Origin of the sequence: Novosphingobium nitrogenifigens DSM 19370 (assembly GCF_000192575.1) — a bacterium.
In the GTDB taxonomy this organism is placed as follows: Bacteria; Pseudomonadota; Alphaproteobacteria; order Sphingomonadales; family Sphingomonadaceae; genus Novosphingobium; species Novosphingobium nitrogenifigens.
Window position 1 is genome coordinate 763338 of the sequence record NZ_GL876933.1, and the last position, 21649, is coordinate 784986.

Sequence of the window (21649 nt, forward strand, 5' to 3'; positions counted from 1 at the left end):
TCGCGGTCGGGCCGCGTCCCTTGGCGGCGGCGGCCTTGTCGCGCGCCGCCTTGTCGCGGGCGAGCGCATCGGCTTCGCGTTCGATCCCGACAAGGTCGGCGCGAGCGGCGGCCAGCGCCTGCGCCGCGCTGTCGCGCGTGGTGATCAGCGTTTCGCGACGTTCGTTGAGGCGCGTGCGGGTCTCGCGCGCAGCGGCCAGAGCTGCGCTCGCCTTGTCGCGGGCCGTTTCGGCTTCGGCCATGCGCAAGGCGGGATCGGGCTCGCGGGCAAGGGCATCGGCTTGCGCAGAGTGACGGGCCGCGTCGGCATCGATGCGGGTCAGCCTTTGGCGGGCCGCCGTGACGGCCGCCTCGGCAACGCGCCATTCTGCATCGATCCCCGCCTGTTCGGCCGTGGCGGCGGCAAGCGCGAGTTCGGCTTCCCGGCTTTGGGTCTCGGCGCGGTCGCGCGCGGAGCGGGCCTCGGGACGGCGCTCTTCCTCGTCCTTGAGGTCCGTTTCGGTTTTTGCCAGATCGCCGGTCAGGCGCGCGAGCGCATCGGCAGCATCGTGGGAAATGCGGTCGGCCTGCCCCCGGTCGGTGGCGATGCGGGCGATCTGCCGGTCGATGTCGGCAAGGCGGTCTTCGGCAGCTTCGAGCTGGGCGGCAAGCCCGGCCATGCGTTGCGCGTGGGCTCCGGCGTCCTGCCTGCGGTCGAAGACTTCCTCGCGTGCGGCGGCAAGCGCGGCGGCGGCTTCGTGCTGGGCGGTCTGGGCATCGGCGGCGGCCTGCTGCGCGACGATGACGGCGGCCTCGGCATCGCTTGCGGCCTTGCGCGCGGCTTCGGCGGCGCGGTCGGCGTCGCGCCAGCGGGCAAAGACAAGCTGCCCTTCGGCAACACGAATCTTCTCGCTCAGCGCCTTGTAGCGTTCGGCGGCGCGGGCCTGTCGGCGCAAGGCGTTGATCCGGGTTTCAAGCCCCGCGACAAGGTCGTCGAGCCGCGCCAGATTGGTTTCGGTCGCGCGCAGCCGGGTTTCGGCCTCGCGCCGCCGGACGTGGAGCCCGGCGATCCCGGCCGCTTCTTCGAGCATCATGCGCCGCTCGGTCGGCTTGGCGGCAATGACGGCGGCGATGCGGCCCTGGCTGACGAGGGCGGGGCTGTGGGCGCCGGTCGCGGCATCGGCAAAGACGAGCGCGACATCGCGGGCGCGCACGTCGCGGCCATTGACGCGATAGGCCGAGCCCGCGCCGCGTTCGATGCGCCGGACGATTTCGAGATCGTTGCCGTATGGGCCGGGCTGGTCGGTTTCGGCGGCCAGAGTGACTTCGGCGAAATCGCGCGCCGGGCGGCGCGCGGTTCCGGCGAAAATCACGTCCTCCATCCCGCCGCCGCGCATCGCCTTGGCCGAGCTTTCGCCCATGACCCAGCGGATGGCTTCGAGCAGGTTGGACTTGCCGCAACCGTTGGGGCCGACAATGCCGGTCAGCCCCGGTTCGATATGCAGCTCGGCCGGCTCGACGAAGCTCTTGAAGCCCGAGAGTTTGAGCCGCTTGAACTGCATGGCTCGCTCCCCCGGCCTCCCGTCAGTGCAAGATCGAGCGGCTGCTCCCTTGCGGGATCAGCGCGCGCCGGCCTTCTGCAGGAGGGGTTCGAGTGCGTCCCAGCTGGCGACGTCGAGATTGCGACCGTTCAGGATGAACGTCGGCGTGCCGGTGATGTTGAAATCCTTGGTCGCCTTTTCGGTGGCGGTGGCGAGCGCGGTCGCCTTGCCCACGTCGGAAAGGCAGGTTGCGCCTTGTCCGGTCGGAATCCCGCGCTGGGCAAAGAAGTCGTTCATACCCGTCAGGCGCGCGATCGCGGTCGGGCGCTGGTTGGCGGGCAGGTTCTGCACCTGCTGCAAGGTGCCGTCGCCCGAGGCCTTGAGATTGTTGAACATGTTGGGCTGCCATGCCCAGAATTGCTCGGCCATCGGGATCACCGTGTCCGCCGCGCCGCCGCAGGTCGCGAGCAGAACCGAGGGAACGTCGAGCGGGTTGAGCATGAAGAAGCGCAGTTCGTAGCTGACCCGGCCCGAGTTCACATAGTCGTCGCGCAGCTTGGGGAAGCCTTCGGACGAGAAGGCGGCGCAGTGGGAGCACGACAGCGCGCCGTATTCGACCAGCTTGAGCTGTGCGTCGGGGTTGCCCATGCGATAGCCGCCTTCGGGCGTTGCCACCATGACATCGCTCCACTGCTTGCCCGCAGGAGCGGCCACTTTGGGCAGCGGGGCGTCGGCAACGACAGCGGCGGTGGTATCCTTCTTGCCGCAACCGGCAAGGCCGAGCGCGAGCGGCGTCAGGGCAAGGGCAAGAGCGGTGCGCAGGTATGCAGGACGGATCGAAGTCATGGGTGGTCGGCTTTCCGGTGCATGAAGCGGAAGAAGGGCAGGGGTGCCAGGGATTCTGATGCCAGGGGTTCTAGCGTGCCCTGCCCGGATTGGGGAGAGGGTCAGCGCAGGCGGGCGTCGAGCTGGGGCTTCAAGGCTTCCCAGGTATAAGTCCCGGCCAGCGGCACGCCATTGAGAAGAAAGGCCGGGGTTCCCTGCACGAAGTCCTTTTCGACGGCATCCTGCGTATGCTTGGCAATGCGTTCGGCCAGCGGCTTGTTGGCAAGGCAGCGGTCGAGCGTGACGCGGTCATAGCCGCGCTGTTCCATGATCTTGTAAAGCCCGAGGTCGGACGCCATCGCCCGCATGCGCGCGCCGAAATCGGGGTTCGACCAGCGCGCCTTCTGCGCATCGGTCAGATTGCCGAGCGGGGCCATCCATTCGCTCTGGCTGGCAAAGAAGGCCTGGTTGTTGGCGAAAAAGTGCGAGGGAGGACCGCATTCGGCCAGGAGCGCGACGGCAATGTCGATGGGATTGCGCATGAACGGGCGGATTTCATACGAACCCTTGCCCGGCGCGATCATGCCGATGCGCATGGGGGCCTCCGCTTCCGCTTCGAACGCGGCGCAATGGGGGCAGGTATAGCTGATATAGGCGACCAGATTTACCGGGGCTGCCGGATTGCCGAGAATGTAGCTGTCCTGCGCCGTGCGGGTCACGGTCGCGTTCCAGTTGCCCACTTGCGGGGCGGCGTGGGGCTGGGGGCGTCCTGCGCCCGAAAGCAGGGCAAGACTGCCGAGCCCGGCCAGCACAAGCACCAACGATTTCAGCAATCTCTGCATCGGCAATTCCCGTCCTGATTAACCCCGAGGCGGCATCGTCCGCCTTTTGCCCTTCGTACGATCAGCCGATTTTCGGCGCGCGGCCCCTGCGCGCTTCGTCGGTTTCCGTTGCCACCCGGTCAAGGCTGCGCGCCAGCGATTCGAGCACCGCGCGCAGTTCCGGATCGCCCACGTCGCGCAGGCTGTCGCCCAGTTCGAGCGGAACCGGCTTGAGCGAGGGCGGCGGTTGGCCTTTTCCGGGGTTACGTGGTTCGCTGCCACGCGGAGCCTGAACCGCGCCTTGCCGCATCTTGATCTTGGCAACGGCGCGATAGCCGAAGAACCGGTTCACCCGCTCGATGATCTCGGGGATGACATGCTGGATCAGCGGCGCATGGCCGGGGCTGACGACCAACTGCATAATGCCTTCCGATTTCTCACCGGGGGGAAATCGGATCGATTCGGGCGTGCAGTGGCGGGCATGGGCCACGCCGACGATTTCGGGCCAGCGCGTCACCACGCTCGACTGGACAAAGCCGAAGCGGCGAAAGGCGGTGCGTCCGATGGTGGGCATCAGGTCGCCGATCATGCGCGCTTCGCCGCCGCGCGGACGCTCATAAGTGCGCAAGGACGCGCCCTTGCGCTCGGCGCTCTTGGCGCCGGGCACTTTGCCGCCCGCAGCTTTGTCAGTTGTGCCCTTGCGATCGCGTTCCATCACGCTGCGCCCCATGCCATAGGCAGGCCATGCAAGCCAGCGCCGAGACGAAAGCGTCCCCATCCTTTGCAATCGCTCCGGCCCTTCTGGCCTGGTACGATGCCCATGCGCGGAGCCTGCCCTGGCGCGCGCCGCCCGGAGCCCCGCCGCCCGATCCCTATCGCGTGTGGTTGTCCGAAGTCATGCTGCAACAAACGACGGTTGCGGCCGTGGGGCCCTATTTCGAGCGTTTTACCAGGCGCTGGCCGACGATCGCGGATCTGGCCGCTGCCGACGAGGCCGAGATCATGGCTGCCTGGGCTGGGCTGGGCTATTACAGCCGGGCCCGCAATCTGGTCGCCTGTGCCCGCGAAGTCGTGCGGCTGGGCGGTTTTCCCTCGACCGAGGCGGACTTGCGCAAGTTGCCGGGGCTGGGCGCCTATACGGCAGCGGCGGTTGCCGCGATTGCCTTTGGCGAAGCCGCCGTAGTGGTCGATGCCAATGTCGAACGCGTCGTCGCGCGTCTTTTTGCGATCACCGATCCCTTGCCCGGCGCGCGCCCGGCGATCCGGGAGGCGACCGCGACGATCACGCCACCGGTCCGGGCGGGCGATTTCGCACAGGCCATGATGGATCTGGGGGCAACGGTGTGCACCGTGCGCTCGCCGCGTTGCCTCTTGTGCCCCTTGCGCGGGGCGTGTCGGGCCGAGGCTGCGGGCATTGCCGAAGCGCTTCCCGCCAAGACGCCGAAAAAGCCCAAGCCGACCCGGAAAGGGCGCGTGTTCTGGATCGAGCGGGAGGGGGCGGTCTGGTTCGTGCGCCGCGAGGCCAAGGGAATGCTGGGCGGTATGCGCGCGCTTCCCGACGATGGCTGGCATGCGCGGGCCGACGGTCACGGCGAAGGGCCTGTCGCGGGACCATGGCGATCGGGCGGGGTCGTCCGCCACGGTTTCACGCATTTCGATCTCGAATTGCAATTGATGCTTTGCGATGCGGCGGAAATGGTTCACCAATTGCCGCCGGAAGAGGGTGAGTTCTGGCCGCTAGTCCGTCTGGACGAGGCCGGGTTGCCGACCGTGTTCGCCAAGGCCGCCCGGCTCGCGCTCTCCGAACGATCCTGAAGGAAAGACCCCCAGGAAATGAGCCGGTCCGATAGCCTTTCCTCGCCTTGCTCCGATCTTTTGTCTCAGCCCATGCTGTCGCGGCGTGGCTTGCTTGGCATTGCCCTGTTGGCAGGGGGCGCGGGGCTGTTGCCGCGATCCCTGTTTGCGGCGACGGACTCTGCGGCAGCGGGGCAGTGGCCGCATGTGGCGCGGCTGGTGACCGGATATGTCGACGCGGGGAAACTTGCCGGGGCGGTCGCTTTGATGGGGCGTGGGACCGAGGCGCCGGTGACGATTGCGCGCGGGGTGGGGACGCTGGGCGATCCGCGCGGCATCGATGCCGACAGCCTGTTTCGCGCCTATTCGATGACCAAGCCGATCACCGGCATGGGCGTGATGATGCTGATCGACGAAGGCAAAATGCAGCTTGATCAGCCGCTTGCCGATTTCCTGCCAAAATTCGCCCGGATGCAGGTGCAAGTGAAGCCCGACGGGTCGATGACCGACCTGCGCCCGGCAAGGACGGCGATCACCATTCGTCACTTGCTCACGCACACCTCGGGGCTGGGCTATACGATCACCCAGCAAGGGCCGATCAAGGCCGCGTATGAAGCGGCCGGACTAGTGCCTGCGCAAGTGAGCCGGATCCCGGTTCCCAATTTCACGACGCCCCATCCTTTGCCGAGCCTCGCCGCCTTTGCCGACCGGCTGGCGGACATGCCGCTGGTCTATGAACCGGGGACGACCTGGTCCTATTCGGTCTCGCTCGACCTTCTCGGCCATGTGATCGAGCTGGTGACGGGGCAACCGCTCGACCGGTTTCTGGCCGACCGGATTTTCGGCCCTTGCGGCATGACCAGTTCGGGCTTTCGCGTCGCTCCGGCGAACAGGGAGCGGCTGACGACCAATTACGCGGTCGTTGCCGACCATCTCGTGCCGCTCGATCCGGCGCCGACCTCGGTCTATCTCGATGCTCCGGCCTATCCTTTCGGCGGGGCGGGGTTGGTGACGTCCCCGCGCGATTACGACCGGTTTCTTGAAATGCTGCTGGGATACGGCACGATCCGGGGACGCCGGGTGATGAGCGAGAAAGCGGTGCGATTGGGGACCAGCGACCTGTTGCCGCCGGGCATCGACACGGGCCCGATCGGCGAGGGCAATTTCGGTTTCGGTGCAGGTGGCGAAGTCGGACGCGGGGCGGACGCTGGAACATATGGCTGGGCCGGGGCAGCGGGGACCGTCGGCTTCATCAATTATCGCGCGGGCCTGCGCGCAGGCTTCTACGCACAATTCATGCCGCCCGGCGTGCTGAAGGCGCCCAAGGAATTCCCGCTGGCAGTCCGCGCGGACCTGCCCGCAGCAAAGGTCCCATCATGAGTGAACAGATCATTGCCTTTTCGGGCTCGGTGCTCGATCGCGCCGATCATGTCCGCAGCGATCCTGAAAAGCTTGCCGCGCTGACCAACTGGCGTGCGCGCCTCTTGCGGCTGGACGGCCTTGCCCCGGTGATCGGTTCGGACGGCGAACTCGAATGGGGTACTCTGGCCGAAGCGGATGAACGGGCCGAGCTCGTCTTTCTGGGGCTTTCGGCCGATGGACGCGCCTGTTTCGCGGCGGTCGATCCGGCTCTGGTGGGAACGGGCAGCACTGCGCCGCCCGATCCCCGCCTGTGGCAGGTCATGGGTATGCTCTCGCCGGGGGATCTTGCCGTTTATGGCGGGGCCAAGGCGCTGGTCGACTGGCATGCCCGGCATCGGTTCTGCGCGCGTTGCGGCCATGCCACCCGCCTGGCCAAGGGTGGATGGCAACGCAGCTGTACCAATCCGGCCTGTGCGGCCGAGCATTTCCCGCGCGTCGATCCGGTCACGATCATGACGGTCGAACATGACGGGCGGCTCCTGCTCGGACGCCAGCCGCGCTTTCCGCCCAACCGCTATTCCGCGCTTGCCGGTTTCGTCGAGCCGGGGGAAACGGTGGAGGAGGCGGTCGCTCGCGAGATTTTCGAGGAAGCGGGCATTCGCGTGCGCGACGTTCGTTATGTCGCCAGCCAACCCTGGCCGTTTCCCTCTTCGCTGATGATCGCGTGCCATGCCTTTGCCGAAAGCGACGAGCTTTCCATCGACCGGACCGAGCTTGACGACGCACGCTGGTTCAGCCGCGCGGATGTCGTCGCGGCCTTGCGGGGCGAGCCCGATGCCGCATTCGGGGCGCCGCCGCCCCATGCGGTGGCGCGCCACCTGCTTACGACGTGGGTGAATTCGTGACCCCGTCTGCTCTTGGCCCCCGGGCCATTGCCATCGACATCTGGTCGGACGTCATGTGTCCGTGGTGCGTGATCGGGACGAGCCAGCTTCACCAGGCTCTTGCCGGAATGGCCGACGACGTGCGGGCGACGATCCGCTTTCATCCTTTCGAGCTCAATCCCGACATGCCGCCCGACGGCGAGGAACAGCGGTCGCATATCATGCGCAAATATGGCCGCACGGTCGAGGAAGCGGAGGCCGGACGTGAACGGCTGCGCGAGATCGGGGCGAGTGCGGGATATTCGTTCGATTATGTGGGGCCGGGCGACCCCCCGCCCGCGATGATGTGGAACACCCGGGCTGCGCACAGGCTGCTGGTCAAAGCCTTGCGCGATCACGGGCCGGATATGCAGGGGCGGCTGAAACAGGCCCTGTTCGACGCGCATTTCCAGGCGCGGCGCAATGTTTCCGATCCCGAAGTGCTGGTGGACATTGCCGGGCAGGTCGGGATGGACGCGGACGAGGCCCGCGCGGCTCTGGCCGACCACGAGATCGACGCCATTGTTGCGGCGGGTGAGCAATATGCCCGTGATCTCAACATCACGGCGGTTCCCGCGATGATCGTCAACGGCCGCTATATGGTTCCCGGCGCGCAGGATCCGGCGACATATGCCCAGGTGATCCGTCGCGCGCTGGAGCCAAGTGGCCCGGCTTCAGACCAGGCCGAGGCGGGATAGCTCTCCGGCAAGGTCGGGGGGAAGTACTTCGCCGCTTTCCCCTTCGCCGAGATCGGCCGGGGCTTCGCTCTCTTCGAGGTAGCGCCAGCCCTGATGCGCGCGGCGGGGGCGGGGGTGGACTTCGATCAGCCGGGACGAAATGACGATCACCGTGCGTCCATCGGGGGCTTCCTCGAACCCCAGGATTTCCGAGCGGGCGACCAACTGGTGGCGAAAGATCCAGTAGAGCGATCCGCCGATCATCTCGGCATGACGGCGCGGCAGGTTGCGCGTGGTCAGCCGCGCCTCGGGCCCGCGATTGTCGAACCAGCCGTGGATTTCGGCCAGCGATTGCGCCCCATAGGCGACTTTGGTCATGTTGAGCGGCATGATGGTGCGGATCGTGCGAAAAAGGGCGGTACGGAACCTGACTATCAGTGCAGGGCGAAAAGTTCGGCAAGGCCGAGAAAGAAGAAGCCGAACGTGTCGGTCATCGTCGTCACGAACACGGTGGAGGTGACGGCCGGGTCGATGCGCAGCCGGTCGAGCACGATCGGGATCAGCACGCCCGAAAGTCCGGCATTCAGGCTGTTGAGCACCATCGCCAGCAGAAGGACGAACGACAGCCACCAGTCGTGATAGACGAGCTGGCACCCCAGCGCCATCAGTGCGCCCAGGCCAAGGCCATTGGCGCTGGCGATCCACCATTCGCGCACGATCATGCGCCAGGTGTTCGAACTGGTCAGCTGATTGGTGGCAAGCGCGCGCACCGTCACGGTCATCGTCTGGGTCGCCGCATTGCCGCCCATGCCGGTCACGATCGGCATCAGCACGGCGAGCGTGACCAGTCGGGCGATCGTCCCTTCGAACAGCGCAACCACGCTCGAAGCGAGAATGGCCGTGCCCAGATTGACGAAGAGCCACAACATGCGGGTGCGGATCGTGCGCGGCAGCGGTTCGTTGATGTCCCCGTCGCCTGCACCCGACAGCAGCAGGGCGTCCTCGCCCGCTTCTTCCTGGATGATGTGGACGACGTCATCGACCGTGATCTGGCCGACGAGACGCCCGGCCGGATCGACCACGGCCGCCGAGATCAGCGCGTATTTCTGGAAGCGCAGCGCGACTTCTTCCTGATCCATCGTCACCGGGATCAGGGTCTGGTCCCGCTTCATGACGTCGGACAGGGCAACATTGCGGGGCGTGCGCAAGATCCACGAAAGCGCGCAAGTGCCGACCGGGTGGTGGCGCTCATCAACGATGAACACTTCCCAGAATTCGGTGGGCAGGTCGCTCTTGCGGCCCAGATAGTCGGTGAGTTCCCCCACGGTCCAGTGCTCGGGGACCGAGATGAACTCCCGGCTCATCAATCGGCCGGCGGACTCGTGCGGGTGGGCGAGCGCGCTTTCGATGGCGGCACGCTCGGTCGGTTCCATTTCCGCCAGAACCGCCGCGCGGTCCTTGGCGTCGAGATCCTCGATCAGGGCGACGGCGTCGTCCGTCTCCATCTGTTCGGCAAGTTCGGCGACTTCGTCGGGATCGAGTTCCTCGACCAGGTCGTCGCGGACCCAGTCGTTCATCTCGGCCATCACGTCCGAACCGAGCAGGTCGGTGATCGCGCGGGCGAGTTCGGCCCGGTAATCAGGCTCGATCAGTTCGAAAAGGTCGGCGATGTCAGCCGGATGGAGCGGTTCGACGAGCGCATAGACCCGGTCGGTCTCGTGATGGTCGAGCGCTTCGGCGACTTGGCGGATGAACGAAGGCTTGAGCGTATTGGATTCATCGTCGAGCCGCTCGTGATGCTCTTCACCCGCATCTGCGGCGAGCGGGATCAGATCCCGGACATGATCGTCAAGTGGCTCCATTGTCGTCCGGGATAGGCGATGGCCGGGCAAAAGCAACCGCCTTGGCGGCGAAACCGGGGGCTCGCGCGGGGCTTATCGACATCCGCGTGAAAGCGCCTATACCGGCGACCAAACCAAGAGGATCGACCCCATGGCAGAAGAAAAATTGGTACTCTCGCTCGACTCGGGCGACGTCGTGATCAAGCTCTTTCCGGACCTGGCTCCCGGGCACGTCGAGCGGATCAAGGAACTGGCCAAGGAAGGCTTTTACGACGGGGTGAAGTTCCACCGCGTCATTCCCGGCTTCATGGCGCAGGGCGGTTGCCCCAACGGAACCGGCATGGGCGGGTCGAGCAAGCCCGACCTCAAGGCCGAATTCAACGCCCACCCGCACGTGCGCGGCGTGTGCTCGATGGCCCGGACGCAGTATCCGCATTCGGCCAACAGCCAGTTCTTCATCTGTTTCGACGACGCGCGCTTCCTTGACCGCCAGTACACCGTCTGGGGTGAAGTCGAAAGCGGCATGGAACACATCGACGCGCTGCCCAAGGGCGAACCGCCGGCGAACCCGGGCGTGATCCGCAAGGCAACGATCGTCGAAGCCTGATTTCGGCACCTTGCCGGTGACATGGCTCTCGAGTGCGTCACCGGCACAGGTTTCTGTGATTGCAAAAACCGCAATTACATTTGTGATAAATGTGCTGATCTACGACTGAGGTATAAGTCGTCTAGGTCCTGACGCCGACATATGGGCGATTTTGACCACCCAGTCACATCAGCATCCTTGTCAAAGGCGCCCTGAACGATGACGATTTCCGCAACTGAATCCGCGGCGACCAACGCCCGCATCGCCCATCCCGATTACCAGTCGAAAGTGATGGACGCCGCTGCGGCGGCCTCGCTCATCAAGTCCGGCGACGCCGTCGGCATGAGCGGCTTTACCGGTGCCGGCTATCCCAAGGCCGTGCCCCAGGCACTCGCCGCGCAGATCGAGGAAGCCCAGGCCAAGGGTGACAACTTCAAGATCCGCGTGCTGAGCGGGGCTTCGACCGGTCCTGAACTCGACGGCGCTCTTGCCAAGGCAAAGGGCATCGATTTCCGTCTGCCCTACAACTCCGACCCGATCGCGCGCGAACAGATCAACGCGGGCACCATGCAGTATGTCGACATGCACCTCTCGCAGGTCGCGCCGGCAACCTGGCAGGGCTTCCTTGGGCCGCTCGACGTCGCGCTGGTCGAAGTTTCGGCGATCCTGCCCGACGGTTCGATCGTGCCTTCCTCGTCGGTCGGCAACAACAAGACCTGGCTCGACCGCGCCGATCGCATCATCCTCGAAGTCAATTCCTGGCAGAGCGCATCGCTCGAAGGGATGCACGACATCTATTACGGTACGGCCCTGCCGCCGAACCGCGTTCCGATCCCGCTGGTCCGTCCGCAGGACCGCATCGGTCAGCCCACGTTCCGCGTCGATCCCTCGAAGGTCGTCGCCGTCGTTCCGACCGACATCCCCGACCGCAACGCGCCGTTCAAGGCTCCCGACGATGCCGCGCTCAAGATCGCCGGCCACCTCATGCAGTTCTTCGCGCATGAAGTGAAGGTGGGTCGCCTCCCCAAGGAACTGCTGCCGATCCAGTCGGGCGTGGGCAACATCGCGAACGCGGTGCTCCATGGCCTGCTCGACAGCCCGTTCGAGCAGCTGACTTCGTTCACCGAAGTGCTGCAGGACGGGATGCTCGAGCTGCTCGCAGCGGACAAGCTGACGATGGCTTCGTGCACGGCGTTCTCGCTGAGCCCCGAAGCTGCGGAAATGCTGAACAACGACATGGCGCGTTACCGCGACCGGATCATCCTGCGTCCGCAGGAAATCAGCAACCACCCCGAACTCGTCCGTCGTCTGGGCTGCCTTGCCATGAACGGCATGATCGAAGCCGACATCTACGGCAACGTGAACTCGACTCACCTGATGGGCAGCCGCATCCAGAACGGGATCGGCGGTTCGGGCGACTTCGCCCGCAACGCCTACATCTCGATCTTCATGGCGCCTTCGACTGCCAAGGGCGGCAAGATCTCGACGATCGTGCCGCAGGTCAGCCACGTCGACCACATCGACCAGGACGTCCAGGTGATCGTGACCGATCAGGGGCTCGCCGACTTGCGCGGCCTCGCGCCCAAGCAGCGCGCCGAAAAGGTCATCGCGAACTGCGTCCATCCGGCGTACCGCGACATGCTCGCCGACTACTACGCCCGTGCGCTCCACGGTTCGTACGGCAAGCATTCGCCCTCGCTCCTCAACGAAGCGCTCTCGTGGCACCAGCGTTTCGTCGAAACGGGTTCGATGCTTCCCTGATCGTGATTGCGTAGCGGTCTCCTGCGGTTATCACGGATGTGACGACCGCAGAGGGAAAGAGCCGCGCATGACGACAGAAATCGAATTGAAAGCACCGGGGGTGGGCGACCACTCCCGGTGGTTTCGTTTATGGCAGGGGTATCAGCGGTTCTATCGCGTCGAGATCGCCCCTGAAGTCACCGAAGAGACGTTCCGGCGTCTGCTCGACCCGGCCGAACCGATGTGGGCCGCGATCGCCTGGCGCGGCGACGAGGCGCTGGGGCTGGTCCACTATATCCGCCATCGCTCCACCTGGACGACGGGCGACTATTGCTACCTTCAGGATCTCTATGTCGAGGAAGCGGCGCGTGGGCTCGGGCTCGGGCGGCGTCTCATCGAGCATGTCTATGCCGAAGCCGCCGCGATGGGCTGCTCGCGCGTCCATTGGCTGACGCACGAGACCAACACGAACGCGATGCAGCTTTATGACCGCATCGCCGATCGCTCCGGCTTCGTGCAGTACCGCAAGCTATTGGGCTAGGGCGAGTTCGCGGGCCAGTTCGGCGACAAGTTCGGCTGCGGGCAAGGCGCGGGCAAGGGGGGCGCCTTGTCCCGCCCATTGCGCGCCGAACCCGTGTTCCCCGGCCGCCTTGGCTGCGGCATTGAGAGCCTTTCCGGCGTCATAGGCAATCGGATAGGCGGGCGGCAGGCATCCGCCGAGTGTATCGGCAAGAGCGGTAAAGCGGTTGGCGAGCGCGCGGGCCGGGCGCCCGGAAATGAGCGTGGTGAATTGCGTGTCGAACGCCGCAGGGCTGGCGAGTGCCGCGCGATAGGCCGCGTCCGCCGCCGATTCCGGGCAGCCGATGAATGCCGTTCCCATCTGTGCGGCCACCGCTCCGAGATCGAGCGCGGCGGCAATGCCCGCTCCGTCCATGATCCCTCCGGCGGCGATGACCGGAATGCCGATCTTGGCGGTGAGCAGGCGGACGAGCGCGAAAGTGCCGAGGCCGGGGTCGCGCACGTCGGGATCGAACTGACCGCGATGGCCGCCCGCTTCGATGCCTTGTGCGACGACGACATCGATCCCCGCCGCTTCGATGGCGCAGGCCTCGTCGAGATTGGTGGCGGTTGCCATCAGCAAGGCCCCGGTCGCGCGCAGGGCTTCGAGCCACGAGGCACGCGGTAGTCCGAAATGAAAGCTGACGACGGCCGGGCGGGTTTCGAGCAGCACGTCGAACATGTCCGGATCGTCGGCCAGGCTGCGATAGATCGTACGCAGGGTCCGGGGCGGTTCGGCGCCGAATTGCGCGAAACTGGGGCGCAGGGCCTCGATCCACGCTGCTTCGCGCACGGGATCGGGCCGGGGCGTCGCATGGACGAAGCAATTGACGTTGAAGGGGCGGTCCGTGCGGGCCTTGAGGTCGGCGATCATCGAGCGGGCGCCTGCCGCGTCCGTCGCCCCCACCGCGATCGAACCGAGTGCCCCGGCATTCGACACTGCTGCGGCAAGGGCGGGGGTGGAGGTTCCAGCCATCGGAGCCTGCACGAGGGGGAGCGAAAGGCCGAGGCGCGCGAGGAAGTCCATGCGGTCATTCTGTCCGAGCCGGGCGACAGGGTAAAGGCTTCCCACCTGCGGCCTTGACCGGCTCATCATGATTTCATATTTCGATAGTTATCGAATCATGGAGATGATGATGGAGTCCGATGCGGTTGTCCGCGCGCTCGGCGCCCTTGCGCAAGAGCATCGCCTCGCTGCCTATCGCCTGCTCGTTCAGGCCGGGACGGATGGCTTGCCTGCCGGTGTCATTGCCGAGCGGCTGGGCGTCGTGTCCTCGTCGATGAGCTTTCATCTGGCCGCGCTCACGGTCGCGGGCCTCGTGACCCAGCGGCGACAGGGTCGGCTGATCATCTATTCCGCCAACTATTCCGCCATGAACGGGCTGCTCGGCTATCTCACCGAGAACTGCTGCGGCGGGGTTTCCTGCGAGGGTATTTCCAGCGACGGGGGCGATGTCTGCCGCCCCGTCGATCACGCGAAGGACGTGGCATGACTGTCGACATCGTCATCTATCACAACCCCGAATGCGGGACGTCGCGCAATGCGCTGGCGATGATCCGCAATGCCGGGATCGAACCGCATGTGGTCGAATATCTGAAAACGCCGCCGTCGCGTGCCCTGCTCGAAAGCCTGATCGCGCGGGCCGGGATCGCCCCGCGCGCCTTGCTGCGCGAAAAGGGCACGCCTTATGCCGAACTCGGGCTCGACAATCCCGATCTCGACGACGGGCAGATCCTCGACGCGATGATGGCGCATCCTATCCTCATCAACCGGCCGCTGGTGGTCTCGCCGCTGGGCGTGAAGCTGTGCCGTCCTTCCGAAGAAGTGCTGGACCTGATCCCGGGCGAACAACGCGGGGCCTTTGCCAAGGAAGACGGCGAGCAGGTCGTCGACGCGCAAGGACAACGGGTGGTGCAATCATGAGCGCATCCGGCCGTCGCCTGTCGTTTCTCGACACCTATCTCACCTTGTGGATTTTCCTGGCCATGGCGCTGGGACTGGCCCTTGGTTCGGTCTTTTCCGGATTGCCGCATCTGATCGACAGTTTGTCGGTCGGAACCACCAATATTCCCATCGCCATCGGTCTCGTGCTGATGATGTTCCCGCCGCTCGCCAAAGTCCGGTACGAGGAACTGGGCGAAGCCTTTCGCGACGGAAAGATCCTTGGCCTCTCGTTCGTCCTGTGCTGGATCGTCGGGCCGATGCTGATGTTCGCGCTGGCGGTGCTGTTCCTGCCCGATCGGCCCGAATACATGACCGGCCTGATCCTGATCGGGATTGCACCGTGCATCGCGATGGTGCTGGTGTGGAACCAGCTTGCCAGCGGCAGTCCGCATTATGTCGCGGCGCTGGTGGCGTTCAATTCGCTGTTCCAGATCGTCTTCTACACGCCTTACGCCTGGTTGCTGCTGGCCAAGCTGCCGCCGCTGTTCGGTCTCGAGGCTCATGTCGTGCAGGTCTCGTTCCTCGACATCGCGCGTGCCGTGCTGATCTACCTCGGTGTGCCGTTCATTTCGGGCTACACGGTCCGGCGCACTCTGGTCGCGCACAAGGGGCGGGACTGGTACGAAGGGCACTTCCTGCCCGCGATCGCGCCGATGACGCTCGTTGCGCTGCTGTTCACGATCGTCGCGATGTTCAGCCTGAAAGGCGGGGAAATCCTCGCGCTGCCCTTCGACACGCTGCGTGTCGGGGTGCCGCTGGTGATCTTTTTCCTCGTGATGTTCCTCAGCGCCTTTGCGCTCGCCCGGTTGGTCGGGGCCGATTATCCGCGCGCAACCGCGCTGTCGTTCACGGCTGCGTCCAACAATTTCGAGTTGGCGATTGCAGTGGCCATCGCGACCTTCGGCCTGCGCAGCCATGTTGCCTTTGCCGCCGTGATCGGGCCGCTGGTCGAAGTGCCGGTGATGATTTCGCTGGTCAATGTGGCGCACTGGATCGGTCGGCGCTGGTTCGCCGACACCCTGCCCGCCGAGCTCAGGGGATAGGGCGCACCAACATGCGGGTCTCGGTCATTTCGATGACCGGGACTTCCCACGGATGGGCCGCGAGCAGCGCGGCAAGGGCGGCCTCGATCTGCTCGGGCGCGGCCAGATCGTTGATCCAGGTGGTCAGCGTCACGGTCGGGGACACGCTGGTTTCCCCCGGCGTGCCCAGCGTGGGATTGGCGCCCGGTGTCGGCGCGAACGTTTCCCAGCCCAGTCCGATTTCGGCGACCCCCTGATAGGTGCCGAAATCCCCGAGCGCGGGTTCGTCGCGGATCACCTGCTGCATGGCGGCAAAGGTGGGGTCGCGGTCGAGCGCGCTGCGGTCCCCCGCGATCAGCGCGGCAAGCGTGGCCTCGGCCACGGGAACATAGATGCGAACCCGTTGAACCGGGCGTACGGCAACACTGCTTTTTGCCATTACAATCCGGCCTTGATCATCCAGTCGTGGAACAGGCGCACCGGCCGCGATTGCAGGGCGCGCGGACGACAGACGAACCAGTAGCTGTAGGGGCTGTCCACTTCGATCTGATAGACGCGGGCCAGACGGGTGTCGTGGCTGCGGGTGAAGTGATCGTCGTGCATGATCGCAATGCCGAGGCCTTGCGCTGCGGCTTCGAGAATGAGCTGCCCGGAATCGAAATGGTCGACGGCGGCCGGTTGCAGCCCATCGAGGTGAAGCGTGCGCTTCCACGCCTCGAAACTGGCCGGAAGGTCGTTGTGGACGAGGAACGTCTGCTTCGCCAGTTTCTCGATATCGGGCTTGTCGCCCAGATAGGCGGCCATTTCCTTGTTGGCGATGGCATAGACGCGGTTGTGGTCGAGCCGGACGGCATGGAGCGAGGCGTCCGGCCCTTCCGACAGGATGATCGCCGCGTCGATGGTATCGCCCAGCTTGGTTTCGGCCGCGTGTCCGCTGTCGATGTCGATGTGCAGCTGGGGATGCATCTTGCGCAGTTCGCCAAGGCGCGGGAACAGGCGCTGGCTGCCGAACAGGGGCAGGACGCCCAGACGCAGGCGCATGACTTTGCCGGTATCGATCAGGCGGTCGATGCGATCGGCCATCTCGTCGATCAGCGGGGCGACCGCGTCATAGAGCACTTGGCCGTCATCGGTCAGTTTCAGGGCCTGATGCTTGCGTTCGAACAGCGGCTTTCCGACGAATTCCTCCAGCGCGCCGAGGCGGCGCGACAGGGCGGAGGGGCTGAGCGCAAGCTCGGCTGCGGCGGTCTTGGCAGACCCCGCACGGACGACACGAATGAAGGCTTCGAGCGAACGCAGGGGAGGGAGGCGACGGATCATCGCGCGCTCGCCTTGCCTGCCGGCCGTATATCGCCGGTCCTGTCGATCATTCCCCGCCCCTTACTCTCCGCTATCGTCGCCCGAAACGGGGGCATGGAGGCGCAGTCGTGTCAACCGCCGCTCGTCGCCGTCCGTCACTTCGATCTTCCAGCCGCTTTCGTGGTCCAGCACACGCCCCACCGGCGGCACTTCGCCCGCCAGCATCACTGCCAGCCCGCCGAGCGTATCCACATCCTCGTCGGTGATGGCAAGCCGGGGATCTACCCTTTTGCCCACTTCGTCGAGTTCGATCCGCGCATCGGCGTCCCAGGTGTCGGCATCGATCCGGCGCAACAGGTCGACCGGGGCGTCGTCGTGCTCGTCCTCGATCTCTCCGACGATTTCCTCGACCAGATCCTCGATGGTGATGATCCCGTCGGTGCCCGAATATTCGTCGATGACGATGGCAAGGTGCGTGCGGCTCGACCGCATGTCGCCAAGCACGTCGAGAGCGCCGCGTGCCTGCGGCACGAACAGCGGCTGGCGCATCAGCTTCGACCAGTCGGTCGGCCCGCCGCGCCCCTTGAGCGCCATGTCGGCAACGATCGGGAACACGTCCTTGATGTGGACCATGCCGATTACTTCATCGAGCGATTCGCGATAGATAGGCATCCGGCTGTGGCCGTGTTCGGCAAAGGCCGCCACCAGTTCGGCGAAACTGGCCGTCGATGGGACTGCCACGATCTCGCCACGCGGAATGGCGACGTCGTCGGCGTCGTGTTCGCTGAAATGCAGAAGGTTCTTCATCATCTGCCGTTCGAGCGGCAGGAGATCGCCCTTGGCGTCGACCGTCTGGGCCGGATCGCCTTCGTGTTCCTCGATCGCCTCCTCGATCTGCGCGCGCAGCGACTGATCGGGATCGGATCCCCGGAAAAACGCCTTCAGAGTGCGCCAGAGCGCGTGGCTACTCTCGCCTTCGCCCGATCGGCTCTCGCCGCCGGACCCGTTGCCCTCGGGCACTTTGCTGAACTCCCCTGCAAGACTGATGCACGGCGCGGCGACAGGCCGCCCGGCGGGACCATGCCCGATCCGAAGCTCCGGCCCGAAATTCGGGACAGCCCCCGAAATTCGGGAAAGCCGTTGCGTCGGATCAGGCGTTGAATTCATGCATATGGGTCGGCGATGCCCAGGAGCGCAAGCGCCTTCCGCTCCAGACCTTCCATTTCCTCGGCATCGGCCTCGCCGGTCTCGTGGTCGTACCCGGCAAGATGGAGCAGGCCATGGACGATGAGGTGGCTGGTATGGGCGTCCTGCGTCACGCCTTTTTCCACCGCCTCGCGTGCGCAGACGCCGTGGGCCAGGATGAGGTCGCCGAGCATGGCCGGGGCATCGGGAGCCTCTGCCGCCGACAGGACTTCCTCGCGCGAAAGCATGGGAAACGAGAGGACATTGGTGGGTTTGTCCTTGGCCCGCCATTGCTTGTTCAATTCATGGACTTCCTCGTCATCGGCAAGGACGAGGCTGACCAGCATGCTTTCATGGGCCAGTTCGGGGGCGACCTTTGCCGCTGCCTGGGCAGCGGCATTGGCCAGATTTTCCCAATCGGTCGTTTCGCTCCAGACCGGATCAATATCGATTTCAAGTGTCGGCGCGGTCATTCCGGCCCAATTCCTTCTTCACGGGGCAGGATCGGCTGCGTTTCCTTGCCTTCATAGGCTTCGACGATGCGGCCGACGATGGGATGGCGCACGACGTCGGCCGTGCTGAAGCGGATCGTGCCGATCCCTTCCACCCCTTCGAGACGGCGGACCGCGTCGGCAAGGCCGCTCGCGGCAGTGCCGCCGGGCAAGTCGACCTGACGCGGGTCGCCGCAGATGACCATGCGGCTGTTCTGGCCAAAGCGCGTGAGGAACATCTTCATCTGCGCAGGCGTGGTGTTCTGCGCTTCGTCGAGAATGACGAAAGCATCGGCCAGCGTGCGGCCGCGCATGAACGCGATCGGCGCGATTTCGATTTCGGCAGAGGCGATGCGGCGTTCGACCTGTTCGGGCGGCATGCAGTCGTAGAGCGCGTCGTAGAGCGGGCGCAGATAGGGATCGACCTTTTCCTTCATGTCGCCGGGCAGGAAGCCCAGTCGCTCGCCCGCCTCGACCGCCGGACGCGACAGGATCAGCCGTTGGACCGAGCCGTTCATCAATTGCGCGACGGCCTGTGCCACGGCGAGATAGGTCTTGCCGGTCCCGGCCGGGCCGAGCGCGAAGATCACGTCGTCACGGACCAGCGAGCGCATGTATTCGATCTGCGTCGCCGAACGCGGCACAATCGTCTTGCGGCGGGTGCGGATCATGATCGGGGGCGTGCCTTGGGGGGCGCCGGTGATGATCCCTTCCAGAGTCGGTTCGCTCGACATCGCGATCAGCGATTCGACCGCGCCGGTATCGATTTCAAAGCCGGACATGAGGCGTTGCTGCATTCCCTTGAGTACATCGCGGGCGCGGGCAACCGAATCCTCGGGGCCCTCGATCTGGACCTTGTTGCCGCGGGCCGAAATATAGACGCCCAACCGGTTCTCGATCTGGACGAGGTTGGTGTCGAACTGGCCGAACAGCGCGCCCAGCATCGTCTGTTCCTCGAACTCTATTTCGGTCCGGGCGCGACGTTGCCGGTCGCCGCGATGATCCCCTTCGTGGGTCGCTCCATAGTGCCCGGTGGCAACGCCACCGTGATCGCGATGCGTCTCGATCGAGGCGCGGGGGAACTTGCGGGCCATGCGTCTCCCTTGTTTGTGTGCGTGTCCCGCCCGGCGCGTCGCGCCGTCGAGGCACAGGATCAAGATTATGCCCCGTTGTGGCAGGCGCAAGTCATCACTGCGCGAAAAGATCGTATTCGGCCTGGATTTTGCACCGGATTTTGCACCGGCATGATGCGTCAGGAGTGATCGGGGATGGGCCGCGCCGTTACGTCTGTCGCGGCGGCGCGACAGTTTTGAACGATTTCTGCGTGCTTCGTCAGGTGACCGTTCAGTTGCCGCGTGGCATCCAGAGGGCGTTGCCGGACTGTGGCAACACAAGGAGATAGATCATGCGTTCGTCCGTTCTCGGGGCTCTGGCCGCTGCTGCTGCGGTTCTCTCGCTGGCTCCCGCGCTGGCTCATGCCGCGCCGCCGCCCGCCCAGGCTCATCCCACCGCGTCGGCCCATCGCGATCACGTCGTTGCCCGTCACAAAGCGGCCCGCCATCGTCATGCCGTGGTCGTGCATCACAAGCACAAGCAGGAACAGCGCAAGCACCGCCACTGACGGTTCCTGTTCGGCATGTCGCACGCCGTGCCCCCTTCCCGGGCGCGGCGTTTGCGTTCATGCGCCTGGCGTGCTGTCGATCCGGCGTCCGGCGATCGAATTGGGGCCTGCTTCGATCAGTTCGACTTCGACCAGATCGCCGATGGCGGCTTCATCGGTAAAGTGGACCGATTGAAGCCAGGGCGACTTGCCCAGCCATTGACCGGGCTGGCGTCCCCGTCGTTCGATCAGGACCTGGCACCGCTTTCCGACCGAGGCGCGATTGAAGGCCAGCTGGTCGCGGGTGATTGCCGTCTGCAACCGCTTGAGGCGGTCGTCCATGATTTCGGCGGCAATCTGATCGTCCATCGTCGCAGCGGGGGTTCCCGGACGCGGCGAATACTTGAAGCTGAAGGCTTGCGCGTAGCGGGTCGCATCGATCAGGGCGAGCGTGTCGGCAAATTCTGCTTCGGTCTCGCCGGGAAAGCCGACGATGAAATCGCCCGAGAGCGCGATGTCGGGCCGCGCGGCGCGCACGCGCTCGATGATTTTCAGATAGCTTTCCGCGCTGTGGCTGCGGTTCATCGCCTTGAGCACGCGGTCGTTGCCCGACTGCACAGGCAAGTGCAGGAACGGCATCAGCTTGTCATTGGTGCCGTGCGCCTCGATCAACGCGTCGTCCATGTCGGCCGGGTGGCTGGTGGTATAGCGAATGCGGGCAAGGTCGGGCAGGCGCGCCAGTTCGGCGGCAAGCCCGGCAAGGCCGATCGTGCGGCCCTTGTCGTCTTCGCCGTGCCAGGCGTTGACGTTTTGTCCGAGCAAGGTGATCTCGCGCGCGCCGCCTTCGACCAGAAGTCGCGCTTCCTCGACCAGATCGGCGTATGGGCGCGAGATTTCCGCGCCGCGCGTATAAGGCACGACACAATAGGTGCAGAACTTGTCGCAGCCTTCCTGAATGGTGAGGAACGCCGAGGGGCCCGATTTGCGCCGCTGAGGGAGGGCCGCGAATTTCGCTTCCGCCGGCATATCGGTTTCGGTTTCGCGCGTGCCCGATGCGGCGGCGGCCACCATGTCGGGCAGGCGGTGATAGGCCTGCGGGCCGACGACGACGCGCACTTGCGGCGCGCGGGTCATGATTTCCTCGCCTTCGGCCTGGGCGACGCAGCCCGCAACCGCGATCAGCGGATTGGAGCCGTCCTCGCGGCGCAGACGGCCGATGTCGGAATAGACCTTTTCGGTCGCCTTTTCGCGAATGTGGCAGGTGTTGAGCACGACAAGATCGGCCGCTTCGCGCTCGTCGACGGCGGTCATGCCTTGGGCGGCGAGCAATTCGGCCATGCGCTCGCCGTCATAGACGTTCATCTGGCAGCCGAAGCTCTTGACGTGAAAAGTGCGGGGCGTGGTGTCGGAACTCATAGGCGCCGCCCCATACGCGAGAATCGCCGGATTTAGAAGAGCGGC

General features: G+C 65.3%; 24 protein-coding genes. 11 read left to right on the forward strand and 13 right to left on the reverse strand.

The genetic code is table 11. The features are described from left to right. The 4 genes from Y88_RS13500 to Y88_RS13515 form a co-directional block, all read right to left on the reverse strand. The coding region (locus Y88_RS13500; protein WP_157132661.1) for an AAA family ATPase at positions 1-1540 on the reverse strand (1540 nt) is incomplete at its 3' end. Between the two features lie 57 nt (positions 1541-1597). Further along, a complete protein-coding gene (locus Y88_RS13505; RefSeq protein WP_008070188.1) occupies positions 1598-2365 on the reverse strand; it encodes a thioredoxin domain-containing protein in 768 nt (255 codons plus the stop codon). Between the two features lie 101 nt (positions 2366-2466). Beyond that, entirely contained in the window at positions 2467-3186 is a 720-nt protein-coding gene (locus Y88_RS13510) for a DsbA family protein (protein ID WP_008070189.1), read from the reverse strand. Between the two features lie 61 nt (positions 3187-3247). Next, complete coding sequence (locus Y88_RS13515) at positions 3248-3880, reverse strand: DUF721 domain-containing protein (protein ID WP_050805635.1); 633 nt, start codon at positions 3878-3880, stop codon at positions 3248-3250. Positions 3881-3909: 29 nt separating this feature from the next. Between Y88_RS13515 and Y88_RS13520 the strand changes: the two genes are divergently transcribed. From Y88_RS13520 to Y88_RS13535, 4 genes are read left to right on the forward strand one after another with little or no spacing between them, the layout of a single operon-like run. Then, positions 3910-4980: an A/G-specific adenine glycosylase gene (locus Y88_RS13520; protein WP_008070191.1), complete on the forward strand. Its 1071-nt coding sequence runs from the start codon at positions 3910-3912 to the stop codon at positions 4978-4980. A gap of 18 nt (positions 4981-4998) precedes the next feature. Further along, positions 4999-6339, forward strand: a complete 1341-nt coding sequence (locus tag Y88_RS13525; RefSeq protein WP_008070192.1) for a serine hydrolase domain-containing protein — start codon at positions 4999-5001, stop codon at positions 6337-6339. After that, a complete protein-coding gene (gene nudC / locus Y88_RS19730) occupies positions 6336-7226 on the forward strand; it encodes an NAD(+) diphosphatase (RefSeq protein WP_008070193.1) in 891 nt (296 codons plus the stop codon). Before Y88_RS13525 ends, nudC begins: the two co-directional genes overlap by 4 nt. Beyond that, positions 7211-7942 (forward strand): DsbA family oxidoreductase, encoded by a 732-nt coding sequence (locus Y88_RS13535; RefSeq protein ID WP_008070194.1) that lies wholly within the window; start codon positions 7211-7213, stop codon positions 7940-7942. Before nudC ends, Y88_RS13535 begins: the two co-directional genes overlap by 16 nt. Here Y88_RS13535 and Y88_RS13540 read toward each other — a convergent pair. Then, entirely contained in the window at positions 7919-8311 is a 393-nt protein-coding gene (locus tag Y88_RS13540) for a DUF1489 family protein (RefSeq protein WP_008070210.1), read from the reverse strand. The two genes, Y88_RS13535 and Y88_RS13540, sit on opposite strands and share 24 nt — an antisense overlap. Positions 8312-8355: 44 nt before the next feature. Continuing rightward, positions 8356-9783 (reverse strand): magnesium transporter, encoded by a 1428-nt coding sequence (mgtE, locus tag Y88_RS13545; protein ID WP_008070212.1) that lies wholly within the window; start codon positions 9781-9783, stop codon positions 8356-8358. 130 nt (positions 9784-9913) lie between these two features. On the opposite strand from mgtE, the gene Y88_RS13550 reads away from it, so the two are divergent. The 3 genes from Y88_RS13550 to Y88_RS13560 all read left to right on the forward strand — a co-directional run bounded on the left by Y88_RS13550 (position 9914) and on the right by Y88_RS13560 (position 12629). Beyond that, on the forward strand, positions 9914-10369 hold the full coding sequence (locus tag Y88_RS13550; RefSeq protein ID WP_008070214.1) for a peptidylprolyl isomerase: 456 nt from the start codon (positions 9914-9916) through the stop codon (positions 10367-10369). Between the two features lie 198 nt (positions 10370-10567). Continuing rightward, a complete protein-coding gene (locus Y88_RS13555; RefSeq protein ID WP_008070216.1) occupies positions 10568-12109 on the forward strand; it encodes an acetyl-CoA hydrolase/transferase family protein in 1542 nt (513 codons plus the stop codon). Between the two features lie 67 nt (positions 12110-12176). Further along, complete coding sequence (locus Y88_RS13560) at positions 12177-12629, forward strand: GNAT family N-acetyltransferase (RefSeq protein ID WP_008070217.1); 453 nt, start codon at positions 12177-12179, stop codon at positions 12627-12629. Here Y88_RS13560 and Y88_RS13565 read toward each other — a convergent pair. Next, entirely contained in the window at positions 12618-13673 is a 1056-nt protein-coding gene (locus Y88_RS13565; RefSeq protein ID WP_018075458.1) for an NAD(P)H-dependent flavin oxidoreductase, read from the reverse strand. The genes Y88_RS13560 and Y88_RS13565 overlap by 12 nt on opposite strands. A gap of 97 nt (positions 13674-13770) precedes the next feature. Here Y88_RS13565 and Y88_RS13570 point away from each other — a divergent pair, with 97 nt between their 5' ends. The 3 genes from Y88_RS13570 to arsB are packed head-to-tail and all read left to right on the forward strand — an operon-like array spanning position 13771 to position 15634. After that, positions 13771-14139 carry an ArsR/SmtB family transcription factor gene (locus tag Y88_RS13570; RefSeq protein ID WP_008070219.1) on the forward strand — a complete coding sequence of 123 codons (369 nt, stop codon included), beginning with the start codon at positions 13771-13773 and terminating at the stop codon, positions 14137-14139. Further along, entirely contained in the window at positions 14136-14570 is a 435-nt protein-coding gene (gene arsC, locus Y88_RS13575) for an arsenate reductase (glutaredoxin) (protein WP_008070220.1), read from the forward strand. Before Y88_RS13570 ends, arsC begins: the two co-directional genes overlap by 4 nt. After that, complete coding sequence (arsB, locus tag Y88_RS13580) at positions 14567-15634, forward strand: ACR3 family arsenite efflux transporter (protein WP_008070221.1); 1068 nt, start codon at positions 14567-14569, stop codon at positions 15632-15634. The genes arsC and arsB overlap by 4 nt, the downstream gene beginning before the upstream one ends. On the opposite strand, the gene Y88_RS13585 is transcribed toward arsB, so the two are convergent. The 5 genes from Y88_RS13585 to Y88_RS13605 form a co-directional block, all read right to left on the reverse strand. After that, positions 15624-16052 carry a hypothetical protein gene (locus Y88_RS13585; RefSeq protein WP_018075457.1) on the reverse strand — a complete coding sequence of 143 codons (429 nt, stop codon included), beginning with the start codon at positions 16050-16052 and terminating at the stop codon, positions 15624-15626. The two genes, arsB and Y88_RS13585, sit on opposite strands and share 11 nt — an antisense overlap. Then, complete coding sequence (locus tag Y88_RS13590; RefSeq protein WP_008070223.1) at positions 16052-16933, reverse strand: LysR substrate-binding domain-containing protein; 882 nt, start codon at positions 16931-16933, stop codon at positions 16052-16054. The genes Y88_RS13585 and Y88_RS13590 overlap by 1 nt, the downstream gene beginning before the upstream one ends. A 60-nt stretch (positions 16934-16993) precedes the next feature. Further along, positions 16994-17932: a hemolysin family protein gene (locus Y88_RS13595; protein ID WP_008070224.1), complete on the reverse strand. Its 939-nt coding sequence runs from the start codon at positions 17930-17932 to the stop codon at positions 16994-16996. Positions 17933-18075: 143 nt separating this feature from the next. Next, positions 18076-18570 carry an rRNA maturation RNase YbeY gene (ybeY, locus tag Y88_RS13600; protein WP_008070225.1) on the reverse strand — a complete coding sequence of 165 codons (495 nt, stop codon included), beginning with the start codon at positions 18568-18570 and terminating at the stop codon, positions 18076-18078. Next, positions 18567-19682, reverse strand: coding sequence for a PhoH family protein (locus Y88_RS13605; protein ID WP_008070226.1), 1116 nt, complete (start codon positions 19680-19682; stop codon positions 18567-18569). Before Y88_RS13605 ends, ybeY begins: the two co-directional genes overlap by 4 nt. Before the next feature lie 311 nt (positions 19683-19993). Here Y88_RS13605 and Y88_RS13610 point away from each other — a divergent pair, with 311 nt between their 5' ends. Further along, positions 19994-20209, forward strand: a complete 216-nt coding sequence (locus Y88_RS13610; RefSeq protein WP_008070228.1) for a hypothetical protein — start codon at positions 19994-19996, stop codon at positions 20207-20209. Between the two features lie 57 nt (positions 20210-20266). Here the strand turns inward: Y88_RS13610 and miaB are convergent, their stop codons facing one another. Then, the gene (gene miaB / locus Y88_RS13615) at positions 20267-21604 is read right to left on the reverse strand and encodes a tRNA (N6-isopentenyl adenosine(37)-C2)-methylthiotransferase MiaB (RefSeq protein WP_008070229.1); all 1338 of its coding nucleotides are present in this window, start codon (positions 21602-21604) and stop codon (positions 20267-20269) included. Between the last annotated feature and the right edge of the window lie 45 nt (positions 21605-21649).

What these genes read in the sequence shown, in the direction of transcription:
- Y88_RS13505 (WP_008070188.1), bottom strand. Translation starts at nt 2,365, where the DNA reads ATGACTTCGATCCGTCCTGCATACCTGCGCACCGCTCTTGCCCTTGCC.
- Y88_RS13510 (WP_008070189.1), bottom strand. Translation starts at nt 3,186, where the DNA reads ATGCAGAGATTGCTGAAATCGTTGGTGCTTGTGCTGGCCGGGCTCGGC.
- Y88_RS13515 (WP_050805635.1), bottom strand. Translation starts at nt 3,880, where the DNA reads ATGGAACGCGATCGCAAGGGCACAACTGACAAAGCTGCGGGCGGCAAA.
- Y88_RS13520 (WP_008070191.1), top strand. Translation starts at nt 3,910, where the DNA reads ATGCAAGCCAGCGCCGAGACGAAAGCGTCCCCATCCTTTGCAATCGCT.
- Y88_RS13525 (WP_008070192.1), top strand. Translation starts at nt 4,999, where the DNA reads ATGAGCCGGTCCGATAGCCTTTCCTCGCCTTGCTCCGATCTTTTGTCT.
- nudC (WP_008070193.1), top strand. Translation starts at nt 6,336, where the DNA reads ATGAGTGAACAGATCATTGCCTTTTCGGGCTCGGTGCTCGATCGCGCC.
- Y88_RS13540 (WP_008070210.1), bottom strand. Translation starts at nt 8,311, where the DNA reads ATGCCGCTCAACATGACCAAAGTCGCCTATGGGGCGCAATCGCTGGCC.
- mgtE (WP_008070212.1), bottom strand. Translation starts at nt 9,783, where the DNA reads ATGGAGCCACTTGACGATCATGTCCGGGATCTGATCCCGCTCGCCGCA.
- Y88_RS13550 (WP_008070214.1), top strand. Translation starts at nt 9,914, where the DNA reads ATGGCAGAAGAAAAATTGGTACTCTCGCTCGACTCGGGCGACGTCGTG.
- Y88_RS13555 (WP_008070216.1), top strand. Translation starts at nt 10,568, where the DNA reads ATGACGATTTCCGCAACTGAATCCGCGGCGACCAACGCCCGCATCGCC.
- Y88_RS13560 (WP_008070217.1), top strand. Translation starts at nt 12,177, where the DNA reads ATGACGACAGAAATCGAATTGAAAGCACCGGGGGTGGGCGACCACTCC.
- Y88_RS13565 (WP_018075458.1), bottom strand. Translation starts at nt 13,673, where the DNA reads ATGGACTTCCTCGCGCGCCTCGGCCTTTCGCTCCCCCTCGTGCAGGCT.
- Y88_RS13570 (WP_008070219.1), top strand. Translation starts at nt 13,771, where the DNA reads ATGGAGATGATGATGGAGTCCGATGCGGTTGTCCGCGCGCTCGGCGCC.
- arsC (WP_008070220.1), top strand. Translation starts at nt 14,136, where the DNA reads ATGACTGTCGACATCGTCATCTATCACAACCCCGAATGCGGGACGTCG.
- arsB (WP_008070221.1), top strand. Translation starts at nt 14,567, where the DNA reads ATGAGCGCATCCGGCCGTCGCCTGTCGTTTCTCGACACCTATCTCACC.
- Y88_RS13585 (WP_018075457.1), bottom strand. Translation starts at nt 16,052, where the DNA reads ATGGCAAAAAGCAGTGTTGCCGTACGCCCGGTTCAACGGGTTCGCATC.
- Y88_RS13590 (WP_008070223.1), bottom strand. Translation starts at nt 16,933, where the DNA reads ATGATCCGTCGCCTCCCTCCCCTGCGTTCGCTCGAAGCCTTCATTCGT.
- ybeY (WP_008070225.1), bottom strand. Translation starts at nt 18,570, where the DNA reads ATGACCGCGCCGACACTTGAAATCGATATTGATCCGGTCTGGAGCGAA.
- Y88_RS13605 (WP_008070226.1), bottom strand. Translation starts at nt 19,682, where the DNA reads ATGGCCCGCAAGTTCCCCCGCGCCTCGATCGAGACGCATCGCGATCAC.
- Y88_RS13610 (WP_008070228.1), top strand. Translation starts at nt 19,994, where the DNA reads ATGCGTTCGTCCGTTCTCGGGGCTCTGGCCGCTGCTGCTGCGGTTCTC.
- miaB (WP_008070229.1), bottom strand. Translation starts at nt 21,604, where the DNA reads ATGAGTTCCGACACCACGCCCCGCACTTTTCACGTCAAGAGCTTCGGC.